Raw genomic sequence first — 25,576 nt, forward strand, 5'->3', positions numbered from 1 at the left:
AACGTTGCGTTATCAGGAGCCCTCCATGGCCAAAGTCTTAGTGGTCGACGATGAACCCAATATTGTCCTGTCTCTGGAGTTCTTGATGTCCCAGGCCGGACTCGAAGTAGTGACTGCCGAGGATGGAGAAAGCGCACTTTTACGTCTGAAAGATGCCTCCCCCGACCTGCTGTTATTGGATATCAGCCTGCCCGGCATCAGCGGCTTCGAAGTGCTCGAGCAGCTGCGCCAGCGTGAACAACAAGCAACGACCCAGCGGCTGCCTGTCATCATGCTGACCGCCCACGGCCGCGAAGTAGAGCGTGAGAAAGGCCTGGCGCTGGGAGCAGACGACTACGTGACCAAGCCCTTTTCCACTCAGCAACTGGTGGAAAAGGTCAAATCCCTGTTGGGTGAGCGAACGCCATGACCGGCAAAGGGTTACCCAAACGCCAGCGACTCATGGGCGTATGGCTGCTGTTGAGCGGCATCAGCCTGCTTGGCGGGGCTATTTTTGCCGCCTGGCTCGATGCTCAGCTGGACCTGTCGGGAATTGCCCGCGCCGCGCTGTGGTTGGGCAGCTTCTCTGGCGGCATGACGATTTTTCTGGTCGGGCTACTGCTCGAACGCATGCTGTTCACCCCGCTGCGCCACCTTCAGGCCCAGTTGGCACGCTGGGTAGCCAATCCGGATGCCCAGGACGAAAACACCCCCGAAGGCTGGCTGAAGGGGCTCGGCCCCGATTTGCGGCGCCTCAGCCAGAGCTGGCGCGCCGACCGCTCACGACTCGCCACCGCCCATGCAGAAGGAGCGCGTAGCGCATCGCGTATACGCCAAGAGCTTGAAACGCTGCTACAGGTGCTTGAAACACCGCTGTTACTTTGCGACCGGCACCGGCGGGTAATGCTGTTTAATCAGGCTGCCGAAAACTTCTTTGCGGGTAATACCGGTCTGGGGCTTGGTAAACGCCTGGATGCCCTGCTGCCAACAGCTACCCTCGCCAACGCCATGGCACAACTGCCCGACGATGGCTCGCCTCGGGAAATGCTCGCTCCCAGTGACCAGCGCTGGCTAAAGGTTGTCATTCGCCGGGTCCCCGGCAGTGAACGCGAAACGCTGGTAACCTGTAGCGATGCGACCACCACCTGGAATAATGAAATGGGCGTGCGGGCCGAACTTAATCATCTATTGCCGCCACTTCGCCAGCACTCCGCCAGCTTAAGCAGCGCCGCTGATGCGCTACGTCAAATCCCCCCCTCAGAAACGTCGCTTGAGCTACGAGCACGTTTAGAGCAAGTAGTGCACGATGAGAGCCAAGCATTAAACAAGCACGTCGCGGAGATTGGCTCGCTGCTGGACGATCTTCAGTACCACGGCGAACGCTTAAGACCCATTTGGTCCAACGATTTTTGGCAATCGCTGGATGAGCGCCTTGACCCGGCCCACCGCTTAATCACCCCTATCGGCGTGCCCGCTTGGTTTAAAGGCGATGCGCCAGCACTCATTGAACTGTTTGACTCGTTGGTAGACCACCTACGCTGCCACTTGCCCAGCAGCGGTTTTGAAGGTGAGATTACGCTCAACCCAAAACGCGCTTACGTTGACTTGATTTGGCAAGGCTCACCCGTCCCCGAAGGCGAGCTCACCATTTGGCGCGAGCACCCGCTGACTACGCTACCGCTTAGCCCCTCAGTCGCGGATATTCTGCGCCAGCACGCCACCGATATCTGGAGTGTTGCCGATGCGGATAAACGCCACGCACGACTGAGACTGCCGCTACCAACGATTGCACAAACCCAAGCGCCTCGTGAGCTTGCACCTCCGCGGCCGGAATTCCATGACTTTGGCATCGCACAGCTGCCTGCGCCTGACGAGGCTCTGGCTAGCAGAGCTCTACGCTGCCTGGATATCGTGGCGTTTGATACGGAGACTACTGGCCTTGAGCTGCGCCGAGGAGACACGGTGATTAGCCTGGGCGCCTGCCGGATCGTCAATGGCCGTTTACTGGCGAATGATGCGTTTGATCATTTCGTGGACCCGAAGCGCGCCATTCCTGCTGCCAGTACGGTGATTCACGGCATTACCGATGCGGATGTCGCAGGCGCTGCCCCTCTTGAAACGGTGCTTGGCCTGTTTCGAGACTACATTGGCGAGGCCGTACTGCTCGCCCATAATGCGGCTTTCGATATGCTGGCCATTAGCAACCGTGGCGTTGACTTTACGATGCCTGTTTTAGACACACTGCTGATTTCAAAAGCGCTCGATGAAGCATTGGATGGTCACGATTTAGACACCCTTGCCAAGCGCTATGACCTCCACTTTCCACCGGGCACTCGCCACACGGCGTTAGGTGATGCCCGCGTTACCGCAGAGCTATGGCTAGCACTGCTGCCACGGCTCGAGGCCCGAGGCATTGATACGCTGGAAGAGCTGCTTGTCCTGCAGGCAAATGCCTTTGATAAAGAGGATGCCAGCGCACCATGAACCCCTTCAGCGCTCCTTCCCGCAGGCGTGAACGGCTCATCGCGCTGGCCCTGCTAGCACTATTTATGTTTTGCCCGCCGATGCTGCTTATTGTTGATCGTTTACCGGGCCTGCTAGGTTGGCTACCGCTCTACCTATTTGCCGTTTGGGGAGCGCTCATTGGATTCACCGCTTGGCTGGTTGAGCCCCCCAAGGAACCATGACCATGCGCGGCGATTGGGTAGTGATTGGTACCGCCTTTTGCTATTTGGCCCTGCTCTTTATGGTCGCCGCCTGGGGAGACCGGCGCGCCGAACAGGGCCGCTCGCTGATTGGCTCGCCTACGGTCTATGCCCTCTCTATCGCGGTTTACTGTACTGCCTGGACGTTTTACGGCAGCGTTGGCCGCGCAGCACAGTATGGCCCTAGCTTCCTACTGATTTACCTGGGGCCGACACTGGCGATGCTGTTAGCCCCTTTTACACTACGCAAAATGGTGCGCATTGCCGCACAGCAGCGCATTACCTCGATTGCCGACTTTATCAGCGCCCGCTACGGCAAAAGCTCCCGTTTAGGGGCACTCGTGGCCATCATGGCGCTCATCACCATCACCCCTTATATCGCGCTTCAGCTAAAAGCTATCACGGTGAGTCATGCGGTGCTGATGAACTACCCACTGGGTGCCGATATCACGCTAGAGAACGAACGCTTCTGGATGGACCGCTCTTTTTGGATAGCGATGGTGCTGGCGGTGTTTATTATTCTTTTTGGCACCCGTCACTTAGATGCCAGCGAGCGCCACGAAGGGATGGTGGCTGCCATTGCCGTAGAGTCCCTGGTGAAACTGATCGCCTTTCTGGCAGTAGGCGTATTTGTCACGTTCATCATGTTTGCAGGGCCAGGCGCCCTCTTGGCCGAAGTCGCTGCTACACCAGCATTAATCAATAGCATGCGCCTAGAAAACGTACCTGGCGGCGCAACGGGCTGGGTGGGTATGCTGCTGCTGGCATTTCTGGCCTTCTTTACACTACCCCGGCAGTTCCAGGTTCTCGTGGTGGAGAATGTCGACGAGCAGCACCTCCATCGCGCCAGCTGGCTATTCCCGCTCTATTTGCTGTTGATTAACCTGTTTGTCATCCCGATTGCCTTAGCCGGGCTGCTACTTGGCGAGGGCGATCCCGATAGCTTCGTGCTCACGCTGCCCCTCTCTGCGGGGCTAGAAGGTTTGCCGCTGTTAGTCTTTATCGGTGGTCTTTCAGCCGCCACCGGCATGGTCATTGTTGAGACGATTGCCCTCTCTACCATGGTCAGCAATCAGCTCATTATGCCTCTGCTGCTGAAAGTAAAGCACCTTTATATTGAGCGCCATGGCCGGCTTGCCGACTGGCTACTCAACATTCGGCGCATCGCCATTTTGCTGATTCTACTCATGGGCTATCTCTACCATGCGCTGATCGGCGATAGCTACAGCCTGGTAACCATCGGACTGGTCTCTTTTGCGGGAGTGGCCCAGTTTGCCCCTGCACTGCTCATCGGGCTTTACTGGCGCGGGGCAACGCGCCAGGGGGCAACGTTAGGGCTGCTCGCTGGATTTTTTATCTGGTTCTATACGCTGCTGCTGCCGGGGTTTGCACAGTCGGGCTGGCTGAAAGAGACGTTAATTACCCAGGGCCCTTGGGAAATCAGTTGGCTATCACCTTACGCGCTGCTGGGGCTAACCGGATGGGATATTTATACGCATTCACTGTTTTGGAGCATGCTAGTTAATGTTAGTTTGCTGATTGGCGTATCATTATTCACTCGTCCTACACCACTAGAGCAGACTCAGGCCGCACTATTTACCGAGGCAATGCACCCCAATCTGCAAACCACTTCACTCTGGCAAGGTGAAACCACCGAAGGCGCACTCCATGCACTGTTAATTCGGTATTTGGGAAGTATGGCAACTCAGCGTGTCTTTGCATCCCAAACGGCACAACCTGATACCGAGACCGATGCTTATCAGCGGCCAGCGTCTAAGGCACTAATCACTCGTGCTGAACAGGCATTGGCTGGCTCCCTAGGTAGCGCATCCGCCAGCGTATTAATCAACTCGGTCTTACGTGGTGAAGCAGTAGATGTAGAGTCAGTGCTCACTATTTTAGACACCACCTCCCAGGCCTTAGAGTACAACCGCCAATTAGAGCAAAAGTCCCAGGAACTAGCTCGTGTCGGTGAAGAGCTACGCAGCGCTAACGAACGGCTACGTGAGCTTGATCGCATGAAAGATGAGTTTGTCGCTATGATCAGTCATGAACTTCGCACGCCACTAACATCTATACGATCATTTGCAGAAATTTTACGCGATACACCCGATATCGCGGCCGATAAACGACAACAATTTCTCAGCATTATGGTACTGGAAAGCCAGCGCCTTTCCCGACTTATTGAGGAGATCTTGGATTTAGCGCGACTTGAAAGCGGCCGATTAACCATGAAACCAGTGGCGGTTGACTTAACCAAGCTAGCCAAACAGAGCAGCGATGCCATTTTCCGCTTACATGACGAACAGAGTGTCGAATTTGAGTTCTTTGCGGAAGCGTCACCTGCCATAGTCACTGCCGACCCGGACCGTCTTGAACAGGTGATTATTAATTTACTGGAGAATGCACGGAAATTTGCTGCTCCCCGGCACCCAAACATTAGGTTATCGGTTTATCCGGTTGATAATACCTTTCAACTAAGCGTCGAGGATAACGGCCCAGGCATTCCCCCGTCAGAGCGTGAAAACGTCTTTGAAAAGTTTTATCAACTCCAGCTGAGAGAGCACACTACGGAAAAAGGCCGACCCAAAGGCAGCGGTTTAGGCTTGCCCATTAGCCGCGCTATAATTCACCACCTGGGTGGCAAACTATGGGCTACCGAATCCCCATTAGGTGGCACCAAAATGGTATTGGAACTTCCGAAAGCCTCTTTTATGTAAACAATGAGGCGCGCGCCCTAATGGACGCCCATAATTAGCTAGCCGTGCTGCTATCGCGGCGGGGGTCGGGCTCGAACATGGCATCGCCCACCTCGTCGATGTAACGCTGCGCTTTAGACACCATCAGTGCATCACAAGCCTCACGCCCCGGCAACATATCGGAACGCTCAAACCGGTGCTCTTGTGCGCCACCTTGGCTATCGGGTTTGCGTATCCAGCCGCTCACGCGGTACTGGCCGCTTTGGTTATCGGGCTGGGAGATAATTAAATACTCTTTATACTCCACCGGTTCAGCCGCTTTGGTGCCAGTACTCGTGTTACCACCGCCCTGCGAACCAAATAAGCCTGAAAGCAACTTCTTAAACATAACGGCTCCTGTTACGCAGTGGCCAGCCCTGAGGCTGGCCACTGTTGAACGTTAGCTCTGCTGACGACCTTTGCCCGCGGCAATACGAAGACGCAGCGCATTCAGCTTGATAAAGCCTTCGGCATCTTTCTGATTGTAAGCGCCCGCATCGTCTTCAAACGTTGCGATAGACTCATCAAACAGCGACTGCTCAGATTTACGACCGACTACCGTAGCGTTACCTTTGTAGAGCTTCATGCGTACAACACCCGAGACATTTTTCTGCGTCTCGTCAATAGCAGCTTGCAGCATGCGGCGCTCAGGGCTCCACCAATAGCCGTTGTAGATCACTTCGGCATACTTGGGCATCAGCTGATCTTTCAGGTGAGCCTCTTCACGGTCTAACGTCAGTGACTCGATCGCGCGGTGAGCGCGCAGCATGATCGTGCCTCCTGGCGTTTCATAGCAGCCACGCGACTTCATGCCCACATAGCGGTTCTCAACGATATCCAGGCGGCCAATGCCGTTATCGCCACCCAGCTTGTTGAGCTTCTCCAGCACTTCATGTGCCTTCAGCGCTTCGCCGTCAATCGCAACGATGTCGCCTTTCTCGTACGTCAGCTCAACGTAAGTCGGCTGCTCTGGCGCGGCTTCAGGAGAAACGCTCCAACGCCACATGTCTTCTTCGGCTTCGGCCCAAGGATCTTCCAGAATGCCGCCTTCGTAGGAGATGTGCAGCAGGTTAGCATCCATGGAGTAGGGAGATTTCTTCTTCTTGTTGGAGAAATCGACCGGAATATTGTGCTCTTCACAGTAAGCCATCAGCTTTTCGCGTGAAGTGAGATCCCACTCGCGCCATGGCGCGATGACTTTAACGCCTGGCTTCAGCGCGTAGCCGCCCAGCTCAAAACGCACCTGGTCGTTACCTTTACCCGTCGCACCGTGAGAAATAGCGTCTGCACCGGTTTCGTTAGCAATTTCGATCAAGCGCTTGGCAATCAGCGGACGAGCAATAGAGGTGCCCAGCAGGTACTCACCTTCATAAATAGTGTTCGCACGGAACATCGGGAAGACGTAGTCACGCACGAACTCTTCGCGCAGGTCTTCGATGTAAATCTCTTTTACGCCTAGCGCTTGCGCTTTGGCACGAGCAGGCTCGACTTCTTCACCTTGACCGATGTCGGCAGTAAAGGTCACTACCTCGCAGTTGTAGGTCTCTTGCAACCACTTAACGATTACGGATGTGTCCAGGCCGCCTGAATATGCCAGCACAACCTTTTTGACATCGGACATTCTTTGCTCCTTGTAAAAAGCAGTTCACTAGAAAGGGTAGCGCCCTTAAGCCAGCGCTACCTGTTTATTCAAACCGTCAGTATAGCGTTCTCAATGCTCAGCGAATACCGTCAACGACGCCTTAGGGGTAAAGCTGCTAGAATCACCCAACCATAGCGGCAAACACTCGCCGCTGATTCTGACCGACTACTCGCTTTACTAAGGAGAGCTGCATGAGCGAGGCAATTGCCCGCGAATTGATGGCCCAGCGTTTTCGCAGTTATTTACCGGTTGTCATTGATTTGGAGACGGGTGGGTTTAATGCCCAAACGGACGCCGTATTGGAAATTGCAGCTGTCACCCTCACCATGGACCCGGACGGTAATTTACTGCCTGACGCGACCTATGCGTATCACATCCACCCCTTTGAGGGCGCCAACGTCGAGCAGTCGGCGTTAGACTTCACAGGGATTAATCTGGATGACCCGCTGCGTCGCCAAGTGGCGCTTAGCGAATCCGAGGCGCTGGGCGAAATCTTTCGCCCCATTCGCAAGTCGTTAAAAGCTCACGGCTGCTCGCGAGCGATCCTCGTCGGCCACAATGCCGCTTTCGACCACGGCTTTCTGAATGCCGCAGCCAACCGCTGCAACATCAAACGCAATCCGTTTCACCCCTTCTCAAGCTTTGATACGGCGACGCTCGCAGGGTTTGTGTATGGTCAAACTGTGCTGGCCAGAGCGTGCCGTGCGGCAGGCATTGAGTTTGATAACAAAGCAGCCCACTCCGCGCGTTACGATACCGAGCGCACGGCTGAGCTGTTTTGCGCAATGGTTAACCGCTATAAAGATTTGGGCGGCTGGCGACTAGCCCAGCGTGAACAAGCGCTGGACGGTAGCGATGAGTAATCCGCGCAGGCAGCTAAAAACCCCCGCAGCGGCGGGTTTGAAACAGCATGTAATGCAGCAGAAATAGCTTTACGCTAAACTTTGCGTCATTTATGAGCGCTTGGTTCACAGGGCGACTTTCAGTGCGCCTGTGAAGCATCGGCAAGCAAGGGAGCGAACGCTTGCCGTCAATAACGATGAAACCACCCGTTTTCAGGAGATGAGACGTTTCCATGGCCCAGCATAATGCCTTTTACGCCCAGTCCGGTGGCGTTACCGCCGTCATAAATGCCAGCGCCTGCGGCGTTATCGAAGCTTGCCGGCAAGCCCCCGACCAAATCGGCAAGGTGTATGCCGGCCATAACGGCATTATTGGTGCGCTGACGGAAGACCTGATCGATGTCACCCAAGAGAGTGATGATGCCATTGCGGCACTTCGTCATACGCCTGGCGGTGCGTTCGGTTCGTGCCGCTACAAGTTGAAGGATATTGATACCCACCGCGCCCAGTACGAGCGCCTGATCGAAGTCTTCAAAGCGCACGATATCCGCTATTTTTTCTACAACGGTGGCGGTGACAGCGCCGACACCTGCCTAAAGGTCTCACAGCTTTCAGAAAAGCTTGGTTACCCGCTGACCGCGATTCATGTTCCTAAAACCGTCGACAATGACCTGCCCATTACCGACAACAGCCCCGGTTTTGGCAGCGTCGCAAAGTACATTGCCACGTCTACCCGTGAAGCATCGCTGGATATCGCCTCCATGTGCGCCACGTCCACCAAAGTGTTCGTGCTGGAAGTGATGGGCCGCCATGCGGGCTGGATTGCCGCCGCAGGCGGACTGGCAGGCGAAGGTGAAGGCGAGCCGCCACACCTGATTATCTTTCCGGAAGTGTCCTTTAACCGTAAAGCGGTCATGGCACGAGTGGATGAGAGCGTTAAGAAGTACGGCTACTGCGTGATCGTCGTATCCGAAGGCGCGCGCTACGAAGACGGCACCTTCCTGGCAGATGCGGGTAACACCGATGCTTTCGGTCACCGCCAGCTAGGCGGCGTTGCGCCCACTCTGGCCGGTATGATCAAGCAAGATTTAGGCTACAAATACCACTGGGCCGTGGCCGACTACCTACAGCGTGCGGCTCGCCACTTAGCATCAAAAACCGACGTTGAGCAAGCATACGCAGTGGGCCGTGAAGCGGTGACGCTGGCACTGGCAGGCAAGAACTCCATGATGCCGGCGATCCGCCGTATTTCACAAACCCCCTACCAGTGGGATGTGATTTCTGCGCCGCTGTCGCAAATTGCCAACCAAGAGAAATTCATGCCTCGCGATTTCATCAGCGAGAACGGCTTTGGCATTACCCAAGCGTGCCGAGACTACCTCTCGCCGCTGATCCAAGGCGAAGACTTCCCTCCGTTCGAGAATGGCCTGCCCAAAGTCGCCAAGCTCAAGCTGGCGAAAGTGGAGCAGAAGCTGCCTAAATTCACACTGTAACTTCTCGGCTGGCTGAAACGCTGGTTTAGAAAAAGGGGCGATGACCAGTCATCGCCCCTTCTTAATTGATGTGTCCCGTCCTGAATTAGAGTTGGCCACCGGACGCTTTCCTAACGCAGCAGCCAGGAAAGCACCAATAGCAAAAGCAAAATGCCCGCTACGCCTTGCCAAAAGCGCCGGGACTCCGTCCGCGGCTCTTCTCGCTGAGGCATCCGTCCTAACGGGATACGTAGCGCGTGAAGAAACTCCGACATGCGCCTAAAGCGCAGCGGCCGCTGTGGGTCCAGCGCTCGGCGCAGCGCTTCATCCAACGCGGGGGTAATCTCCGGGTTGGTGGTACGGGCGCTACGGTAGCTGAGCTCTTCTAAATCGGTATGACAGCGCAGCTTATTCGGCGTCAAGGTATAGGGCAGCTCTCCGGTTAACAGCCAATAAACCGTGGATGCCAGCGAGTACTGATCGCTGCGTCGCCCCACACTGTCGCCCAGGGCGTACTCTGGAGCCGTGTGTTCATTAAAGCCGATTTGGCGAAGCAGTTCGCCTGAGTGACGATGTCCATCCACTTCACGCATGTGGCAGGCGCTAAAATCCGCCAGCACTACCTTTCCATGCTGATCAATCAGCACGTTATCTGGCGTAACCTGCTGATGGATAATATCGCGGTGATGTAGTGCTTGAACCGCTTTGCCCAACTGATTGGCAATGTCCAAGCGCTGAACAAGGCTTGCTTGCGGGTGGCGCTCCGCCCACTGGCGCAAGGTCTCACCTTCCACGTTCTGCATGAGGTAGTAGAGATAGCGACGTGGGCGCGAGGGCTCCATGACTTTCACTACAAAGGGTGAATTCACCCGCTCTACCACCCACTGCTGCAGCAAAAAATGCTCTAAATAGGCGTTACGCAGCGAAAGTTCCGGGCTGGGCGCTTTCATCACCATCACGCGATCGCTATGCACATCACGGACTCGGTAAACGCGAGATTGGGCGTTTCGTGACAGCACGGCCTGAACCTCTAACCCATCAAGGCGCTCGCCAGGAGCTAATTCAGGGGGGATGGGCAGATCACCGTAGAGCATGCCAGGATGGTCGGTTTCTTCTTCGGGTAGCTCATCAATGCGCAATAGTTGGAAGCAGAACTGATCACCGCCGTAACCGCGCTCCTGAGCACGCTGTTTTGCCTCACTGGCCAAACGCTCGCAGGCGGCATCCAAATCGCTGGCGTCTTGGCGAATAAGCCGCACGTAGTCCGACGGCATCAACGTGCCGCGCACCGCCTGGGTAGTGAATACGAACAGGTCGCCCTGTTTAAGCGCTAGATGGGTGTAGTCGATGTCGACGCTGCCATCCATCCCCAAAGCGCGGGAGGGATAACGATAGCCGCCTACGTCGGTCACATGGTCACGAGTGAGCTGCTCAAACTCGGCACCACGTAAGCGAAATACCAGCGTATCGCCCATATGGAACAGATGCCCTTCGCGGCCCAAAAACACCATCGCGGAGAGTGAGGAAACAAAGCCACCCTCTTTAACATGCTGGCTCTGGCTGTAGCACCAACTATTAAGAGCACGCAGCACACGGGTAGCCGAGGTTTTGGTATCCCAGTGTTCAGGCGTCGAGTAGTAATCCGCAAGAAACCCGCGCACGCTCAAATCTCCCGCCTGCTTGGCCATGGTATTGCGGGAAATCGAGTCACTAATCACCGCACAGCCGCCCTTCACTTTTAACAGCGGTGCTTCCGGCAGGCGCACCGACATTGAGCTGCGGTGCTGCCGCCGCTCCGGGGCAACAAACGCTTGACCATAACTAATTAGCAACTGGGCGTGCGCCAACTCATCCTCCTAGGCTTACGGCTCACCATCGCAACTACCATTTCACTAACATCACAACCACACAGGGCTATCATACACGCTGGCACAGTGAAACGATGCCCACCAAAAGTCGCGAACGGTACAAAAACCCTACTCATGGCGCGTGACTGCCTGGAAGTGCATCAAGCCGACTAATATGAGACATCCCCGTAAATCGCAATGAACTTCAACATCCACGCCGCTAAACACCTATGTCGCATTGGTAATCTATCGACCATGTTCGTATAATTCTTCACCATTAATGCAATGCATCAACTGCTTAGCTACTGCGCTCTGCAATAGGTAAGAAAAGCCAAGCCAAGGAACCAACGATGAACTTTGATAACATCCCCGCTGGAAAGGATCTGCCCAACGATATCTACGTGGCGATCGAAATTCCTGCTAACCACGCGCCGATTAAGTATGAAATCGACAAAGATATGGGTGCCCTCCTCGTTGACCGTTTCATGGCCACGCCCATGTTCTACCCGGCCAACTACGGCTTTATCCCGCATACGCTGGCCGACGATGGTGACCCGCTAGACGCGCTGGTAGTGACCCCTCATCCAGTAGCGCCTGGCAGCATCATTCGCGCGCGTCCGGTGGGCATTCTGAACATGACCGACGAAGCCGGCGAAGACGCCAAGCTGGTATGCGTGCCGCACCCGAAACTCTCAGCGCTGTATGATGACGTGCAGGAAGTGACTGACCTCCCCGAACTGCTGCGCCAGCAAATTGCTCACTTCTTCGAGAACTACAAAGACCTCGAAAAAGGCAAGTGGGTCAAAGTTGAGTCTTGGGAAGGCGTTGAAGCCGCTCGCAAGGCCATTGAAAAGTCGGCCGCAGCTTACAAAAAAGCGTAATTAGCGTCACGACACTGATTGCAAAGGCCGCCTTTAGAGAGGCGGCCTTTTGCGTTTACATTAACGGAGCATGAAGCACCGCGTCACGTCACCGCAGTAAATGCGCTAATCTCAGCAGGTGCGCTATCCTGCCTCTTTGCACCCAACCTGTTACCAACGCGTAAGGATACTCCGTGTTACTCATGCAACGTTTTAGCCTATTTTTTTTGTTGTGCTGGCTACCTTTATTGGCCCACGGGCAGTGGTTCTCTTCTAGCGATCAGAGCGACTTCCTGCCGGTAATGGAAGCCTTCCAGCCCAGCGCTTGGCACGATGGTGATACGCTCAGCATCGGGGTCGATATTGCCGATGAGTACTATTTGTACCGCCACCAGCTTGACGTCACGAGCCAGCAGGCATCGGTCGACTTAGAAGACCCCATCATTCCACAGGGCTCATTCACCACCGATCAATTTATGGGGGATGTGTACGTTTTTCGCGATCAGCTCGTTTTTGATGTTCCGCTGAGCGCCCCTTATAGCGGGCCAATCAGTATCGAGCTGACCTTTCAGGGATGCGCCGATGCGGGGTTATGCTACCCACCTGAGCGTATCACCCTTGAAGCCGCAGAAACGTCACCGCCCAGCACGTTTGCCAACTGGCAGTATGAGAACGAACAAAGCTCTCCAAATCAAACAAGCACGGGTGAACCTGCCCCAAGCAGCGCAGCGACTCAATCGGGCGAGAACGCTGGCTTCTCCGCCCCGCAAAGTGAAGATAGCAAATTCGGCGCGCTGATTAGTGATACCAGCCTACCGCTCGCCTTAGGGCTCTTTTTCCTCGCGGGTATTGGGCTCACCTTTACGCCCTGTGTGCTGCCGATGATTCCCATTCTGTCGTCCATCGTGGTTGGCCAGAACCCCACCAAGCCCCGCGCTTTTGTCCTGTCAGCCAGCTATGTACTCGGCATGGCCATTACCTATGCCTTGGTGGGCGTGCTAATGGGGCTATTTGGTGCGGGGCTCAACCTCCAGGCACATTTACAGTCCGCCCCCGTTTTAATTACTTTTGCCATTCTGTTTACCCTGTTCGCTTTGGCAATGTTTGGCGCCTTTGACCTTCGCATGTCACCGCGAATCGCCAGCAAAGTAGACTCTTGGCAAGCCCGCGCCCAGCGCAGCGGCCCACTGGGCTTGGCGGTGGCGGGTGCGCTGTCAGTGCTAGTGGTGTCTCCCTGCGTAACGGCTCCGCTAGCGGGCGCCTTGGTATTTATCTCTTCCACTGGGGACGCCATTATGGGTGGCGCAGTGCTGTTTGCGCTTGGACTTGGCATGGGGCTCCCTTTATTGCTCGTGGGCACCTTCGGCGCAACGCTGCTACCCCGCTCTGGCGGCTGGATGAATGGCGTTAAAATTGCTTTCGGGCTGCTGTTATTAGGTATAGCGATTTGGATGATTGAGCGTTTAATTGCGCCATCAATCTCTCTTCTGCTGTGGGCGGCCCTAGCAATCGGCAGTGCCCTTACCCTTGGCGCACTGAATACATCGCCCTCTCACGGCTGGGCAAAAGCCCGGCAAACGGCGGGGTTAATGCTGTTGGCCTGGGGGGTAGCACTCGTGTTGGGCGCCGCCCAAGGAGGCAGCAATCCATTACGACCGCTATCGGTGACCACTTCTAGTACAGGGGAAGCCGCTACCACTCCAATCTTTGAAGAAGTCGACAGTCTCAGCGCACTACAGTCTGAGCTGGAGCAAGCCTCTCAAGCGGGGCAGCCCGTGTTTGCCCACTTCACGGCAGAGTGGTGTATCTCCTGCAAACTGATGGAGCGAGAGGTCTATCCTGATCCTCAAGTCGCCGCTGCATTGAACGATTTTCAACTAATCGCGGTCGATGTGACAGAGACCAATGCACAAAGTCGCGAACTGCTCAATCATTTCAACCTTTTTGGCCCGCCCAGCCTGCTACTCTTTAGCCAGGGCAAGGAAGTGCGCGAAGCTCGCATTCAGGGCGAAGTGACTGCTCAAGACCTCATTCAGCATCTCGACTCGTTCAAGCGCTGGCAGCAGGGATAAAAGATGAACTCATGGTCGGTTGCGACAGTGCAACCGGCTTTGAACACATTTTTAAGCTGCCGTGTCGCGATCGTCGTCAAACAGTTGTTTAAGTCGCAAATATCACACACATTACCGCGGCTACTGGACAGTGGGTGACTTTTTCGGCAAACTCCACAGCCATATTTGCTAAAAAACCCATCTTTTAGCACTGAGTCTGGGTTAACGTTCGCCATCGTGCTGCGTTCTCTTCATTTTTAAATTTGGTTTACTGCACTTAAAAGCGCCGCGCCTAGCAGGCATATCTCTCCTGTGACGACGTGTTACTTTGATCAACTTTTGGGGCTATACGAATGGATATTCGCAAAGTTAAAAAACTGATTGAGCTGCTGGAAGAGTCCAACATCAGTGAAATCGAAATTCAGGAAGGTGAAGAATCGGTTCGTATCAGCCGTCACCCCAACGGCACTGCGTGGCAGCCGCAACCGATGCCTCAGTACGCGCAGCCCGCGCCTGCTGCTCCTCAAGCGCCGGTGGCCACTACCCCCGCCGATGCCGAACCTCAAGGCGCTAACTATCGCGGTGAAGCAGTTAACTCGCCGATGGTAGGCACCTTCTATCGCAGCCCGGCACCAGGTGCGAAAGCATTCGTTGAAGTAGGCGACACAGTGAAGCAAGGCGACACTGTGTGTATCGTTGAAGCGATGAAAATGATGAACCAGATTGAAGCCGACCGCGACGGCGTGGTTGAGGCCATCCTAGTGGAAGATGGCGAGCCGGTGGAATTTGATCAACCGATGATCGTCCTCGCTTAATCTTTCATATCAACACGGGTGGATTCTCCCATGCTGGACAAGGTACTTATCGCGAACCGCGGCGAGATAGCCCTTCGTATCTTACGCGCATGTAAAGAGCTAGGGATTAAAACTGTTGCGGTTCACTCCAAAGCAGACCGCGAACTGATGCACGTTCGTCTTGCCGATGAAGCCGTCTGTATTGGCCCTGCCTCTTCGGCGCAATCGTACTTAAACATCCCTGCGCTGATCAGCGCGGCTGAAGTGACTGACTCAAGCGCCATTCATCCCGGCTATGGCTTCCTATCTGAGAACGCCAACTTTGCCGAGCAAGTGGAGCGTTCGGGCTTCACTTTTATTGGCCCACGCGCTGAAACCATTCGCCTGATGGGCGATAAAGTCAGCGCGATTGAAGCCATGAAGGTCGCTGGCGTACCGACAGTACCCGGTTCCGACGGCCCGCTAGGTGATGATGACGCCACCAACCTGGCCACTGCACGTCGCATTGGCTACCCAGTCATCATTAAGGCGGCTGCCGGTGGTGGTGGACGCGGCATGCGTGTTGTGCATACCGAAGGCCACCTACTCTCCGCCATTACCGTTACCCGCACCGAAGCCCATGCCGCTTTTGGCGATGGCACGGTTTATATGGAGAAGTTTCTCGAGAAGCCTCGCCATGTAGAAGTTCAGGTGCTGGCTGATGGCCAGGGCAATGCTATTCACCTGTATGACCGCGACTGCTCGCTACAGCGCCGCCACCAGAAAGTACTCGAAGAAGCACCGGCCCCCGGCATTGATCCGGAAGCCCGCGCGAAAGTGCTCGAAGCCTGCCGCCAGGCGTGCATCGAGATTAACTACCGCGGTGCGGGTACGTTCGAGTTCCTATACGAAGACGGTGAGTTCTTCTTCATCGAAATGAACACCCGCGTACAGGTAGAGCACCCGGTGACAGAAATGGTCACGGGCGTGGATATCGTTAAAGAGCAGCTGCGTATTGCTTCAGGCATGCCGCTCTCAATTCGCCAGGAAGACGTAAAGCTGAACGGTCACTCCTTTGAGTGCCGTATCAATGCCGAAGATTCGCGTACCTTTATGCCCTCTCCTGGCAAAGTCACACTGTTCCACGCACCCGGTGGCTTAGGCGTTCGAATGGACTCCCACCTTTACACCGGCTATACCGTTCCGCCGCACTACGACTCCCTGATTGGTAAATTGATTACCTGGGGCGCTGACCGCGAGATTGCCTTAACGCGCATGCGCAACGCGCTCGATGAGCTGCTGGTCGAAGGCATCAAGACCAATATCGACCTTCAGAAAGATCTGGTGCGGGATAGCTACTTCCGCCAGGGTGGTGTCAATATTCACTACCTGGAAAAGAAACTAAGCAGCTAAGCCATAGGTTGCTACTACGCCTGCCGCTTGGCGGGTGTTTCTGCGGGGTGGCCATCGCCACCCCGCTGCTGTTTTGTCCTAGTTATATCGCAATTTCGCTTGTTCCTTTATCCTCTAAACGCCGTGGAGACCCCCGATGCCCTGGCTGCAATTAAAAGCACACGTCGCCCCCGAACAAGCCGACCTTCTCGAAGAGCTGCTGCTCGAGGAGGGCGCGACGGCCATTGGCCTACAGGACGCCCACGACGATCCCGTCTTTGAGCCCGAGCGCGGCACGACCCCACTATGGCAAGACACCATTTTAACGGGTCTCTACGATGACCTTGATGGCATCGATGAGATGCTCAGCCGCATCGAAGCCACCTGGGCCGAACAAGTGCCCGGTGAGCCGTGCCCGACCATTGAATACGAGCTGCTGGCGGACCGTGACTGGGAGCGGGAGTGGATGGATGATTTCACCCCTCTGCGCATGGGTGAACGGCTATGGATTGTTCCTAGTTGGCATGAGCCGCCCGAAGCAGGCGCAGTGAACTTGATTCTTGACCCAGGCTTGGCGTTTGGAACTGGCACGCACCCCACAACGGCGCTCTGCCTTGAGTGGCTCGACGGATTAGCTGTGCGCAATGAACTGCAGGGCAAAGCCATACTGGATGTAGGCTGTGGGTCAGGCATCCTCGCCATTGCGGCGCTGAAGTTAGGCGCGACCCATGCAGACGGCACGGATATTGACCCACAAGCGCTACAAGCCAGCCGCGAAAACGCGGAGCGTAATGCTATTGGCGCGGCGCAGCTTGCGCTCTACTACCCTGAGCAACTCAAAGGCGGCTCCTACCCCATCGTCACGGCCAATATTCTGGCAGGACCACTGGTCGAGCTTTCTAGCATGATTGCTGGCCACGTAGCGCCCGGTGGTCACATTGCACTATCCGGCATACTGGCCAATCAAGCCTCAGACGTGCTGGAGGCCTACGAAGCCCAAGGGCTTTATATGGATGAACCCACCGTGCGCGAAGGCTGGGTGCGTTTGACGGGTCACCGCCCCGCATAAAATCGGAATTGGCCTTCAATCCCTTGCCGAGTAGGCGTATCATACGCCCCCTTGAAACGTCCTACTCGTCGATTTCATGCCTACCAAAGTGCACCGCAATGACCTTGATGATTACTTCGCCACCTGCGATTGGGCCTTACCAACTGCCTAACCCGGTAATGCTGGCCCCCATGGCGGGCGTCACCGACCGCCCGTTTCGTCAGCTCTGCCGTCGGCTAGGGGCGGGCTGGGTAGTGGGTGAAATGGTGACCGCTGACCCTTCGCTATGGCATACCCGTAAATCTCAGCTACGCATGGATCATCAAGGCGAGCCCGCCCCCCGGGTAGTGCAAATTGCCGGTGGCGATGCCGAGATGCTGGCCCAGGCCGCCCGACTTAATGCTGAGCTTGGCGCGCAAATCATCGACATCAACATGGGCTGCCCAGCGAAAAAGGTCTGCAACAAGGCGGCGGGCTCTGCCCTAATGCGCGATGAAGCGCTAGTTGCTGAGATTTTAGATGCCGTAGTGAGCTCAGTGGATATTCCCGTCACGCTCAAGATACGCACCGGCTGGTGCGCTGCGTCGAACAATGCACTGCGCATTGCCAAACTGGCAGAGTCTGCAGGCATTCAGGCTTTGGCTGTCCATGGCCGTCACCGGGAACAGCGCTATACTGGTGAGGCTGAATACGACACGATTGCTGAGATTAAGTCACACCTTGCTATCCCGGTGATTGCCAACGGCGATATCACGTCGCCCGAAAAGGCTGCCTATGTGTTGCGCTATACCGGCGCAGATGCCGTAATGATAGGCCGAGGCGCTCAGGGAAATCCGTGGATTTTTCAACAGATCACCCACTACTTAACTCATGGTGAACGGTTAGCACCACCCAGTTTGACAGAGCGCTGCCAGATACTACTTGAGCATCTGCAGGCACTGCATGCGTTCTATGGCGACACCATGGGCGTACGCATCGCACGCAAACATGTCGGCTGGTATCTCAATGACGACCAGCGCTTTTCAGACGCTGAACAGCGAGCACTCAAGCAGCAGTTTAATGCCCTTGCCTCGACTGAAGCGCAGTTTGACTGGATTAATAACGCCATGACCCACGACGCCGCTCAGCGTCTGCTAGCCAAAGGAAGCCATGCGGCATGACTGAACGCAACCTGCTCTCCAGCGAACGCTCCTCCCATCTCTCTGGCACGCTAGCAGACCCTTCCGACAGTGCCCAGCCACAGCCGCTAAGAGAAGCGGTTGAGATGGCAATGCGCCGCTACTTCGAACATCTCGATGGCAGCCAAACTACCGATTTGTATGCCATGGTGATGGCAGAGGTGGAAGCTCCTCTGTTGGCATGCGTGATGGAGCACACCGATGGCAACCAAACGCGCGCGGCGGATGTGCTTGGTTTAAACCGTGGCACGCTGCGCAAAAAGCTTAAGCTGTATGGATTAATTGAAAGTGACGCCCCTTAAAGGGGCGTTGTTGTTTTAAACTCCGACCTGCACACGACGAGCACCCTTATGGCCGATAGTACCGCTACCCCCGTTCGCCGCGCCCTGCTGAGCGTATCCGATAAAACTGGCATCGTAGAGTTTGCCCGCGGCCTCGCCGAACATGGCGTCGAGCTGCTATCCACTGGCGGCACCTTCCGCTTACTGCAAGAGAACAGTATTGCGGTTAAGGAAGTATCTGAGCACACCGGTTTTCCAGAGATTATGGATGGACGCGTTAAAACACTGCATCCAAAAATTCACGGCGGCATTTTGGCACGCCGCGGCCAGGACGACGCTGTCATGGCGGAGAATGACATCTCACCAATCGACATGGTGGTGGTGAATCTTTACCCCTTTGCCGCCACGGTCGCCAAGCCAGACTGCACGCTAGAAGACGCCATCGAGAATATCGATATCGGTGGCCCCACCATGGTACGTGCCTGCGCCAAAAACCACGCGTATACTACGATTGTGGTTAACGCCAGCGACTACGACCGGGTACTGGGCGAACTTAATGACCACTCTGGCCAAGTGAGCGCCGCCACCCGTTTTGATCTAGCCGTTAAAGCGTTTGAGCATACCGCTGGTTACGACGGCGCCATCGCCGACTATCTTGGCCGTCAGGTAGCCAGCGAAGACGCCACCTTTGCCCGCACCTTCAACCTGCAGCTGCATAAAAAGCAGGACATGCGTTACGGTGAAAACCCGCATCAGAAAGCGGCTTTCTATGTGGACCCCGCCGCCAGCGAGCCAAGCGTTGCTACGGCCAAAACGCTTCAAGGCAAACCGCTCTCTTTCAATAACGTGGCTGACACTGACGCGGCGTTTGAGTGCGTAAAAGCCTTTGAGAATACCGCCTGTGTCATCGTCAAGCACGCCAACCCTTGCGGCGTTGCCGTGGGCGCAACGGCTCTGGAAGCTTACGAGAAAGCTTTCGCGACCGACCCGACCAGCGCCTTTGGCGGCATTATCGCCTTCAATGTACCGCTGGATGCCAAGACTGCACGCGCGATTATTGACCGCCAGTTTGTCGAAGTCATTATCGCTCCAGGGGTCAGCGACGACGCAGCCGCCATTGTGGCCGAGAAGCAGAACGTGCGCCTACTGGACGTAAGCGCTCATTGGCCCGGTACGGCGCAGCCTGCATTTGACTTCAAACGCGTGAATGGCGGCCTGCTGGTGCAGGATCGTGATCAAGGCATGGTCACTGAAGATGAGCTTACCGTGGTAAGCGAACGCGCTCCGTCTGAAGAAGAAATCCGCGACCTTGCCTTTGCATGGCGAGTAGCAAAGTTCGTGAAATCCAATGCGATTGTTTACGCCAAAGCAGGCCAAACGATTGGCGTAGGCGCAGGCCAAATGAGCCGGGTTTACTCGGCTAAAATTGCCGGCATTAAAGCGGCAGATGAAGGGCTTTCCGTTCCTGGTTCAGTGATGGCTTCTGACGCCTTCTTCCCCTTCCGAGACGGCATCGATGCCGCCGCAGCAGCGGGCATTACGGCGGTTATCCAGCCTGGCGGCTCCATGCGCGACCAGGAAGTGATTGATGCCGCTAACGAAGCAGGCATTGCCATGGTATTTACCGGCATGCGCCACTTCCGCCACTAATCAGAGGATAGCCTCCTGCATTAACAAAAGCCCTCACTTGCTCCAAGTGAGGGCTTTTTCGGTCTAGGACGTATTACTTGCCAAGATCAATGCACAGGTATTTCGTTTCCAGATACTCTTCTAAGCCTTGATGGCCACCTTCACGGCCAAGACCCGACGCTTTCACCCCGCCAAAGGGTGCCGCCGCATTGGAAATAAGCCCGGTGTTAATGCCCACCATGCCATACTCCAACGCCTCCGCTACGCGCCACACGCGAGCCAAATCGCGAGAGTAGAAGTAAGAAGCCAAGCCATACTGGGTGTCGTTGGCCATCACAATGGCGGTCTCTTCGTCATCAAAGGGGAAAACGGCTGCCAGCGGGCCAAACGTCTCTTCGTGGGCCACTTTCATTGCATCGGTAGCAAAGCTGATCAGCGTTGGTGTGAAATAGTTGCCACCCAAGGGGTGCGGGTGTCCACCCAGAAGCAGCTCCGCACCGTTATCAATGGCATCTTGAACGTGCTCACTGACTTTCTTAACAGCATTCTCGTCAATGAGCGGGCCAATATTAATATTTGGCTCTGTTCCATTCCCCACCTTTAGCTCACTGTTCATTGCAACGGCAAGTTTTTCACAAAACGCGTTAATGACGCTGGATTGCACCAGAAAGCGGTTAGTACATACACAGGTTTGCCCGGCGTTACGGAATTTAGCCGCCATGGCACCTTCAACAGCCGCGTCTAAGTCCGCATCTTCAAAAACGATAAACGGCGCATTGCCCCCCAGTTCCAAAGAAATTTTCTGGATATGCTCAGCGGCCTGAGCCATCAGAGTGCGCCCCACCTCAGTCGAGCCCGTGAAGGTGATCTTACGGACTTTGGGAGATTCTGTAAGCGCTTTCGCGATGTCAGACGCACTGCCTGGCACCACATTGAAAACCCCACGGGGAATGCCAGCACGTTCGGCGAGTAACGCCAGCGCAGTGGCGGAAAAAGGCGTTTGACTGGCGGGCTTCACCACAATGGTACAGCCAGCAGCCAGTGCCGCCCCTGCTTTACGAGTAATCATCGCAGCGGGAAAATTCCACGGCGTAATCGCGCCAACAACGCCTACCGGCTGTTTCGTCACCACAATACGCTGATTAGCATTGGCGGCAGGAATGGTTTCACCATAAACACGGCGAGCTTCTTCAGCAAACCAGCGTAAGAAGCTCGCGGCGTAGGCAATTTCACCTTCTGCTTCTCTTACTGGCTTGCCCTGCTCATAGGTCATCAGCAGAGCAAGGTCATGCTTGTGTTCAAGCATTAGGTCATGCCACTTGAGCAATAAGTCTGCCCGTTCCTGAGCGGTTAACGCCCGCCATGACGGCAGCGCCGCATCGGCAGCACCAATGGCACGTTCGGTTTCCGCCTTACCTAGGCGTGGCATCTCACCAACCGACTCACCAGTGGCTGGGTTCAAAACGTTGATTTGCTCACCGCTGTCGGCGGCTACCCAACTGCCGTCAATATAGGCAAACGGGCAATACAGCTGTGTTTCTTTCAGCGCTTCCATGACAGACTCCTGACCAAATGACGGCCTTGCAGGCTCATTTACTTGTTCATGCTAAGACGAAACGAGGCATTTAACCAAGCCTTTGACATGAAACCTGCTGAGTTTCACTCAGGTCAGTTGATCAGCGTTAAAAATTCTTGGCGCGTTGCCTGGCTACTGCGAAAACCTCCCAACATAACCGATGAGGTCATACTGGAATTTTGCTTTTCCACACCGCGCATCATCATGCAGAGGTGGCGGGCCTCAATCACAACAGCCACCCCTCTTGCCTGAGTAACCTGCTGAACCGCCTCGGCGATTTCACGCGTTAAATTCTCTTGGATTTGCATTCGACGTGCATACATATCGACGATACGAGCAAATTTGGAAAGGCCCAGCACCCTGCCACTCGGCAGATAGGCGATATGGCATTTGCCGATAAAAGGCAGTAAATGGTGCTCACACATGGAGTAGAGCTCGATATCTTTGACCAGCACCATCTCATCGGTCTGTGACTCAAAAACGGCCCCATTCACTATTTCTTCTAATGATTGATGATAACCAGCATTTAAAAACTGCATGGCTTTAGCTGCGCGCTTTGGTGTATCTCGCAGCCCTTCACGGTCAGGGTTTTCACCGAGCGCGGAAATAATTTGACGGTAGTGTTGGGCGAGATCGTCGGTCATTGTAGGCCTCATCAAAACTGTGCTTATTCGCTATCACTTAATCGCCTTGCAGCAATGTTATCGCGCCAGCGAGCTTCCATTATCGGCAAGCTACTGAGTAGCTTACGGTTTCTTCCGTTTAGCTGCCTTACCCTGCGAGTGCTAGCTGAACCCTTTATCCTGTACAAAAAATATATATCAATCAATTTATGTACAATACTAACAGTAGATTAATCTATTTTAACGCACCTATGCAGGCTGTGGCAGAGTGACACGCACCCCCCTTCGGCACTAATTGAGCTGTGCTATGATAAGAGCACAATTTTCCTGCTAATAGTGCAGGGGCCACTGTTGAGAGTATGCCATGTCATTTAAATCATCGCCCTTTTGGCTAACTGCCCTGCTGGGTACTTTCTTTGTATCACCTTTGCACGCAGAAGAGTCGGCGCTGGAACTTCCCAGCGGCGCGAAAGTAGGCGTTGAAGTCGTTGAAGCTTTGAAGTTTGATAGCAGCGAAAAACGTTACAGCGATATTCTGCTGCATCCAAAACAAGCAAGCGGCACCACCCATTCACTGCCTGAATACTGCTTGTTAGTAGCCAATGCGCAATTAAACGGTGATCGCGTCCGTATTACTACCCAAGATGCAACCTGCATTGAAACCCACGATTCAGAAAGCGCCATCTACTCAGGCACTTTTTCAGCCAGCGCCTATGCAGAAGATGGCCAGTATGGTCTTGCCTGCGACGACGGCTCCTGTTCATTAACTCCTGGACAACCCTTCGTCTTGGCATTAGATCAAAGCGTCCGTATTGATGCTCAAGACAATCCCTCGGCTGACATTAATGCCATCCGTCGCCAAGCTAATGGGGAAGGTGTCGGCAACCCTATTCCTGGTGAGCGTCCAGACCCTGACCAAAGCGTAGAAAACCCAGCCCCGACAGAGCAGCCTGAGTAGTCAACCTGCAAGACCCAGGCGGCCCTTCGCGAGCATCTCACTAAGGGTCGCCTTTAAAGGTACAAGATAAAACTAATCCAGCCGATGCATTAGGCCAACCATAATGGCTTATCCAGGTGCAGTAGTTGCTGCTCAAGCTGGCGAATATGCTGATCCCAATAGCCACTTTCTGCCAGCCAGGGAAATGCCCGAGGAAAGGCAGGATCATCCCACCGAGTTACCAGCCACGCCGCGTGACGTATTAAGCGGTAAGCACGCAATGGCTCAATAAGCGACATTTGCTGATGGGGAAACGGACTTGTCTCTTCATAGCCTTCTATCATCTCACTGAGTTGCGCCCGCCATAGCTGCGGATTTTCCATGGGCAGCAGCATCCATATATCTTGGATGGCGGGCGCCATCAGGCAATCATCAAAATCGACAAGCGTAAATGTCTCATCGCGACCAAGTATATTGCCTAAATGGCAGTCTCCATGGGTACGTATCATGCTTGCAGAAGGGATATGTACTGTCTCAAGTTGGCGGCGAATCTTATCGACTGCGTTTTGATAGGCGCGGGTTTGATGATTATTAAGCCAAGGGCTTGTCACTACGCGCTGCTCGGCCTCGGTCACCCCTTCATTGAGCAATAGCGTTCCGCGATGCTGAAACGGCTTTTTAGCAGCCACTTCATGAAGTTGACCCAGCACCTCACCTAAGGCAAATAGATGGGCAGGGTTATCTAACTCGGGCGCTTGGCCTATGCACTGTGGGAATAAGGCAAAGCGAAACTGCTGATACTCATGCAACGATACATCTTGGCCATTGCGCCACGGCGCCACCACCGAAACGCCCGCCTGCGTTAACTCGGTTAAAAAATCATGCTCTTCCTGAATAGCCTCATTTGACCAGCGGTTTGGCCGATAGAATTTCACGATCCAGCGGCCACCGTCGTCATCACGAAACATCAGCACACGATTCTCATAGCTATTGAGAGCAAACGGTTCGCCAGCAGGCCAAATACCTATCGACTCAACGGCTGACATAACCAGATCAGGCGAAAGCGCGCTAAACGGATGCGACATAGATGACTCCTTGGATGGGCTGCCTAGTTTATCAACTCTTCTGCAGCGGTGTACGGGCAGCGGCCCAAATATCAACGCGCTTGGCACCCTGTTCCAGCAGTACGGTCGCTAACGCATGGCCAGTGGCACCGGTTGTTACTACATCATCGATAATAGTCACATGCGCGGGCATCTCAGTGTCCACCATAAATGCACCTGCTAAGTTTTGCTGTCGCTCCCGGCGGTTTAAAAAGCGCTGAGAAGGCAAACGCTTAATACAATGCGCCTGCATCACCGGTAGATCCAACCGGTCGCCTAGCCGTTCAGCCAGCCACTGTGCCTGATTGAATCCGCGCTCTTTGGCACGCCCAGGATACATAGGTACAGGGAGCAATGCGCTGGCCATCTGGCTGGGGCACCGGGATAACATCAACTCAACTAGCAGCATTCCCGCACGCGGGGAGCCATGAAACTTAAAGTCGTGCACCAAGGAAGTTATCGTATCTTGGTAGCAAAGCGGCACTGTCGTGGTGGTAAAGCTAGGCGGCTCCGTCAGACAGTGACTACACCGTTTACCAGCCACCCCTGCCAGCGGCTCGGCACACTGCTCGCAGCTATGAAGATTCCAGGGGAGCAATGCAAAGCATTCATCGCACCACCCTGCACTTGATGAGCGCCCAGCAAGGCAAAATGCACAGTAGCCGGGCAGCCCCTGCTTGAGCCACTGGTTAATGGTCGCGATCCATTTCTTCACCGCTTCACGTCCCCCTTTACCCTCATGTTAAAAAATAGCGCTGCAAGATTTGACATTAGCGCAAATGTTGATAATATGCGCCTCGTCTTCTGCGGATGTGGTGGAATTGGTAGACACGCTAGATTTAGGTTCTAGTGCCGCAAGGTGTGGGAGTTCGAGTCTCCCCATCCGCACCAATTTAAAGC

22 protein-coding genes and 1 tRNA gene are annotated in these 25,576 nt (G+C 54.9%); 16 read left to right on the top strand and 7 right to left on the bottom strand.

Annotated features, from left to right (window positions below):
* The first annotated feature begins 25 nt into the window (after nt 1-25).
* The 4 genes from AC13CY_RS05465 to AC13CY_RS05480 are packed head-to-tail and all read left to right on the top strand — an operon-like array spanning nt 26 to nt 5,404.
* On the top strand, nt 26-409 hold the full coding sequence (locus AC13CY_RS05465) for a response regulator transcription factor (RefSeq protein ID WP_074210638.1): 384 nt from the start codon (nt 26-28) through the stop codon (nt 407-409).
* Complete coding sequence (locus AC13CY_RS05470) at nt 406-2,463, top strand: 3'-5' exonuclease (RefSeq protein ID WP_074210639.1); 2,058 nt, start codon at nt 406-408, stop codon at nt 2,461-2,463. The genes AC13CY_RS05465 and AC13CY_RS05470 overlap by 4 nt, the downstream gene beginning before the upstream one ends.
* The gene (locus AC13CY_RS05475) at nt 2,460-2,666 is read left to right on the top strand and encodes a hypothetical protein (protein ID WP_054641187.1); all 207 of its coding nucleotides are present in this window, start codon (nt 2,460-2,462) and stop codon (nt 2,664-2,666) included. The genes AC13CY_RS05470 and AC13CY_RS05475 overlap by 4 nt, the downstream gene beginning before the upstream one ends.
* A gap of 2 nt (nt 2,667-2,668) precedes the next feature.
* Nucleotides 2,669-5,404, top strand: a complete 2,736-nt coding sequence (locus AC13CY_RS05480) for an ATP-binding protein (protein WP_074210640.1) — start codon at nt 2,669-2,671, stop codon at nt 5,402-5,404.
* Nucleotides 5,405-5,438: 34 nt separating this feature from the next.
* Here AC13CY_RS05480 and AC13CY_RS05485 read toward each other — a convergent pair whose 3' ends face one another.
* A complete protein-coding gene (locus AC13CY_RS05485; RefSeq protein WP_044627988.1) occupies nt 5,439-5,771 on the bottom strand; it encodes an HlyU family transcriptional regulator in 333 nt (110 codons plus the stop codon).
* A 51-nt stretch (nt 5,772-5,822) separates the two neighbouring features.
* Nucleotides 5,823-7,043, bottom strand: a complete 1,221-nt coding sequence (locus AC13CY_RS05490; RefSeq protein WP_044627989.1) for an argininosuccinate synthase — start codon at nt 7,041-7,043, stop codon at nt 5,823-5,825.
* Nucleotides 7,044-7,255: 212 nt separating this feature from the next.
* Between AC13CY_RS05490 and rnt the strand changes: the two genes are divergently transcribed.
* Together rnt and AC13CY_RS05500 are read left to right on the top strand one after the other, a co-directional pair.
* Nucleotides 7,256-7,927: a ribonuclease T gene (gene rnt, locus AC13CY_RS05495; RefSeq protein WP_044627990.1), complete on the top strand. Its 672-nt coding sequence runs from the start codon at nt 7,256-7,258 to the stop codon at nt 7,925-7,927.
* Nucleotides 7,928-8,139: 212 nt separating this feature from the next.
* The gene (locus tag AC13CY_RS05500; protein ID WP_044627992.1) at nt 8,140-9,399 is read left to right on the top strand and encodes a 6-phosphofructokinase; all 1,260 of its coding nucleotides are present in this window, start codon (nt 8,140-8,142) and stop codon (nt 9,397-9,399) included.
* Between the two features lie 110 nt (nt 9,400-9,509).
* Here the strand turns inward: AC13CY_RS05500 and AC13CY_RS05505 are convergent, their stop codons facing one another.
* Nucleotides 9,510-11,225: a bifunctional protein-serine/threonine kinase/phosphatase gene (locus tag AC13CY_RS05505; protein WP_044627993.1), complete on the bottom strand. Its 1,716-nt coding sequence runs from the start codon at nt 11,223-11,225 to the stop codon at nt 9,510-9,512.
* Nucleotides 11,226-11,575: 350 nt separating this feature from the next.
* Here AC13CY_RS05505 and ppa point away from each other — a divergent pair, with 350 nt between their 5' ends.
* The 8 genes from ppa to purH all read left to right on the top strand — a co-directional run bounded on the left by ppa (nt 11,576) and on the right by purH (nt 20,458).
* A complete protein-coding gene (gene ppa / locus AC13CY_RS05510) occupies nt 11,576-12,106 on the top strand; it encodes an inorganic diphosphatase (protein WP_228168596.1) in 531 nt (176 codons plus the stop codon).
* Nucleotides 12,107-12,279: 173 nt separating this feature from the next.
* Nucleotides 12,280-14,157 carry a protein-disulfide reductase DsbD gene (dsbD, locus tag AC13CY_RS05515; RefSeq protein WP_074210641.1) on the top strand — a complete coding sequence of 626 codons (1,878 nt, stop codon included), beginning with the start codon at nt 12,280-12,282 and terminating at the stop codon, nt 14,155-14,157.
* A 332-nt stretch (nt 14,158-14,489) separates the two neighbouring features.
* Nucleotides 14,490-14,951, top strand: coding sequence for an acetyl-CoA carboxylase biotin carboxyl carrier protein (gene accB, locus AC13CY_RS05520; protein WP_044627996.1), 462 nt, complete (start codon nt 14,490-14,492; stop codon nt 14,949-14,951).
* A gap of 30 nt (nt 14,952-14,981) precedes the next feature.
* The gene (gene accC / locus AC13CY_RS05525) at nt 14,982-16,322 is read left to right on the top strand and encodes an acetyl-CoA carboxylase biotin carboxylase subunit (protein WP_044627997.1); all 1,341 of its coding nucleotides are present in this window, start codon (nt 14,982-14,984) and stop codon (nt 16,320-16,322) included.
* Nucleotides 16,323-16,458: 136 nt separating this feature from the next.
* Entirely contained in the window at nt 16,459-17,370 is a 912-nt protein-coding gene (gene prmA, locus AC13CY_RS05530) for a 50S ribosomal protein L11 methyltransferase (RefSeq protein WP_062374399.1), read from the top strand.
* A 98-nt stretch (nt 17,371-17,468) separates the two neighbouring features.
* A complete protein-coding gene (gene dusB / locus AC13CY_RS05535; protein WP_089675701.1) occupies nt 17,469-18,509 on the top strand; it encodes a tRNA dihydrouridine synthase DusB in 1,041 nt (346 codons plus the stop codon).
* On the top strand, nt 18,506-18,829 hold the full coding sequence (gene fis / locus AC13CY_RS05540; protein ID WP_044627999.1) for a DNA-binding transcriptional regulator Fis: 324 nt from the start codon (nt 18,506-18,508) through the stop codon (nt 18,827-18,829). The genes dusB and fis overlap by 4 nt, the downstream gene beginning before the upstream one ends.
* A 48-nt stretch (nt 18,830-18,877) precedes the next feature.
* Nucleotides 18,878-20,458 carry a bifunctional phosphoribosylaminoimidazolecarboxamide formyltransferase/IMP cyclohydrolase gene (gene purH, locus AC13CY_RS05545; RefSeq protein WP_089675700.1) on the top strand — a complete coding sequence of 527 codons (1,581 nt, stop codon included), beginning with the start codon at nt 18,878-18,880 and terminating at the stop codon, nt 20,456-20,458.
* Nucleotides 20,459-20,531: 73 nt separating this feature from the next.
* Here purH and AC13CY_RS05550 read toward each other — a convergent pair whose 3' ends face one another.
* Both AC13CY_RS05550 and folE read right to left on the bottom strand, forming a co-directional pair.
* Entirely contained in the window at nt 20,532-21,992 is a 1,461-nt protein-coding gene (locus AC13CY_RS05550) for an NAD-dependent succinate-semialdehyde dehydrogenase (RefSeq protein WP_089675699.1), read from the bottom strand.
* 113 nt (nt 21,993-22,105) lie between these two features.
* On the bottom strand, nt 22,106-22,657 hold the full coding sequence (folE, locus tag AC13CY_RS05555; protein WP_044628002.1) for a GTP cyclohydrolase I FolE: 552 nt from the start codon (nt 22,655-22,657) through the stop codon (nt 22,106-22,108).
* 343 nt (nt 22,658-23,000) lie between these two features.
* Here folE and AC13CY_RS05560 point away from each other — a divergent pair, with 343 nt between their 5' ends.
* Nucleotides 23,001-23,594, top strand: coding sequence for a hypothetical protein (locus AC13CY_RS05560; protein ID WP_062374393.1), 594 nt, complete (start codon nt 23,001-23,003; stop codon nt 23,592-23,594).
* An 89-nt stretch (nt 23,595-23,683) separates the two neighbouring features.
* Here the strand turns inward: AC13CY_RS05560 and AC13CY_RS05565 are convergent, their stop codons facing one another.
* Both AC13CY_RS05565 and AC13CY_RS05570 read right to left on the bottom strand, forming a co-directional pair.
* On the bottom strand, nt 23,684-24,658 hold the full coding sequence (locus tag AC13CY_RS05565; RefSeq protein ID WP_483052372.1) for a serine/threonine protein kinase: 975 nt from the start codon (nt 24,656-24,658) through the stop codon (nt 23,684-23,686).
* Between the two features lie 31 nt (nt 24,659-24,689).
* Nucleotides 24,690-25,391 carry a ComF family protein gene (locus AC13CY_RS05570; RefSeq protein WP_044628005.1) on the bottom strand — a complete coding sequence of 234 codons (702 nt, stop codon included), beginning with the start codon at nt 25,389-25,391 and terminating at the stop codon, nt 24,690-24,692.
* A 91-nt stretch (nt 25,392-25,482) separates the two neighbouring features.
* Between AC13CY_RS05570 and AC13CY_RS05575 the strand changes: the two genes are divergently transcribed.
* Nucleotides 25,483-25,567, top strand: a tRNA-Leu gene (locus tag AC13CY_RS05575).
* The last annotated feature ends 9 nt before the right edge of the window (nt 25,568-25,576 follow it).

The sequence above is a fragment of the Vreelandella sp. L-15 genome, assembly GCF_056857635.1.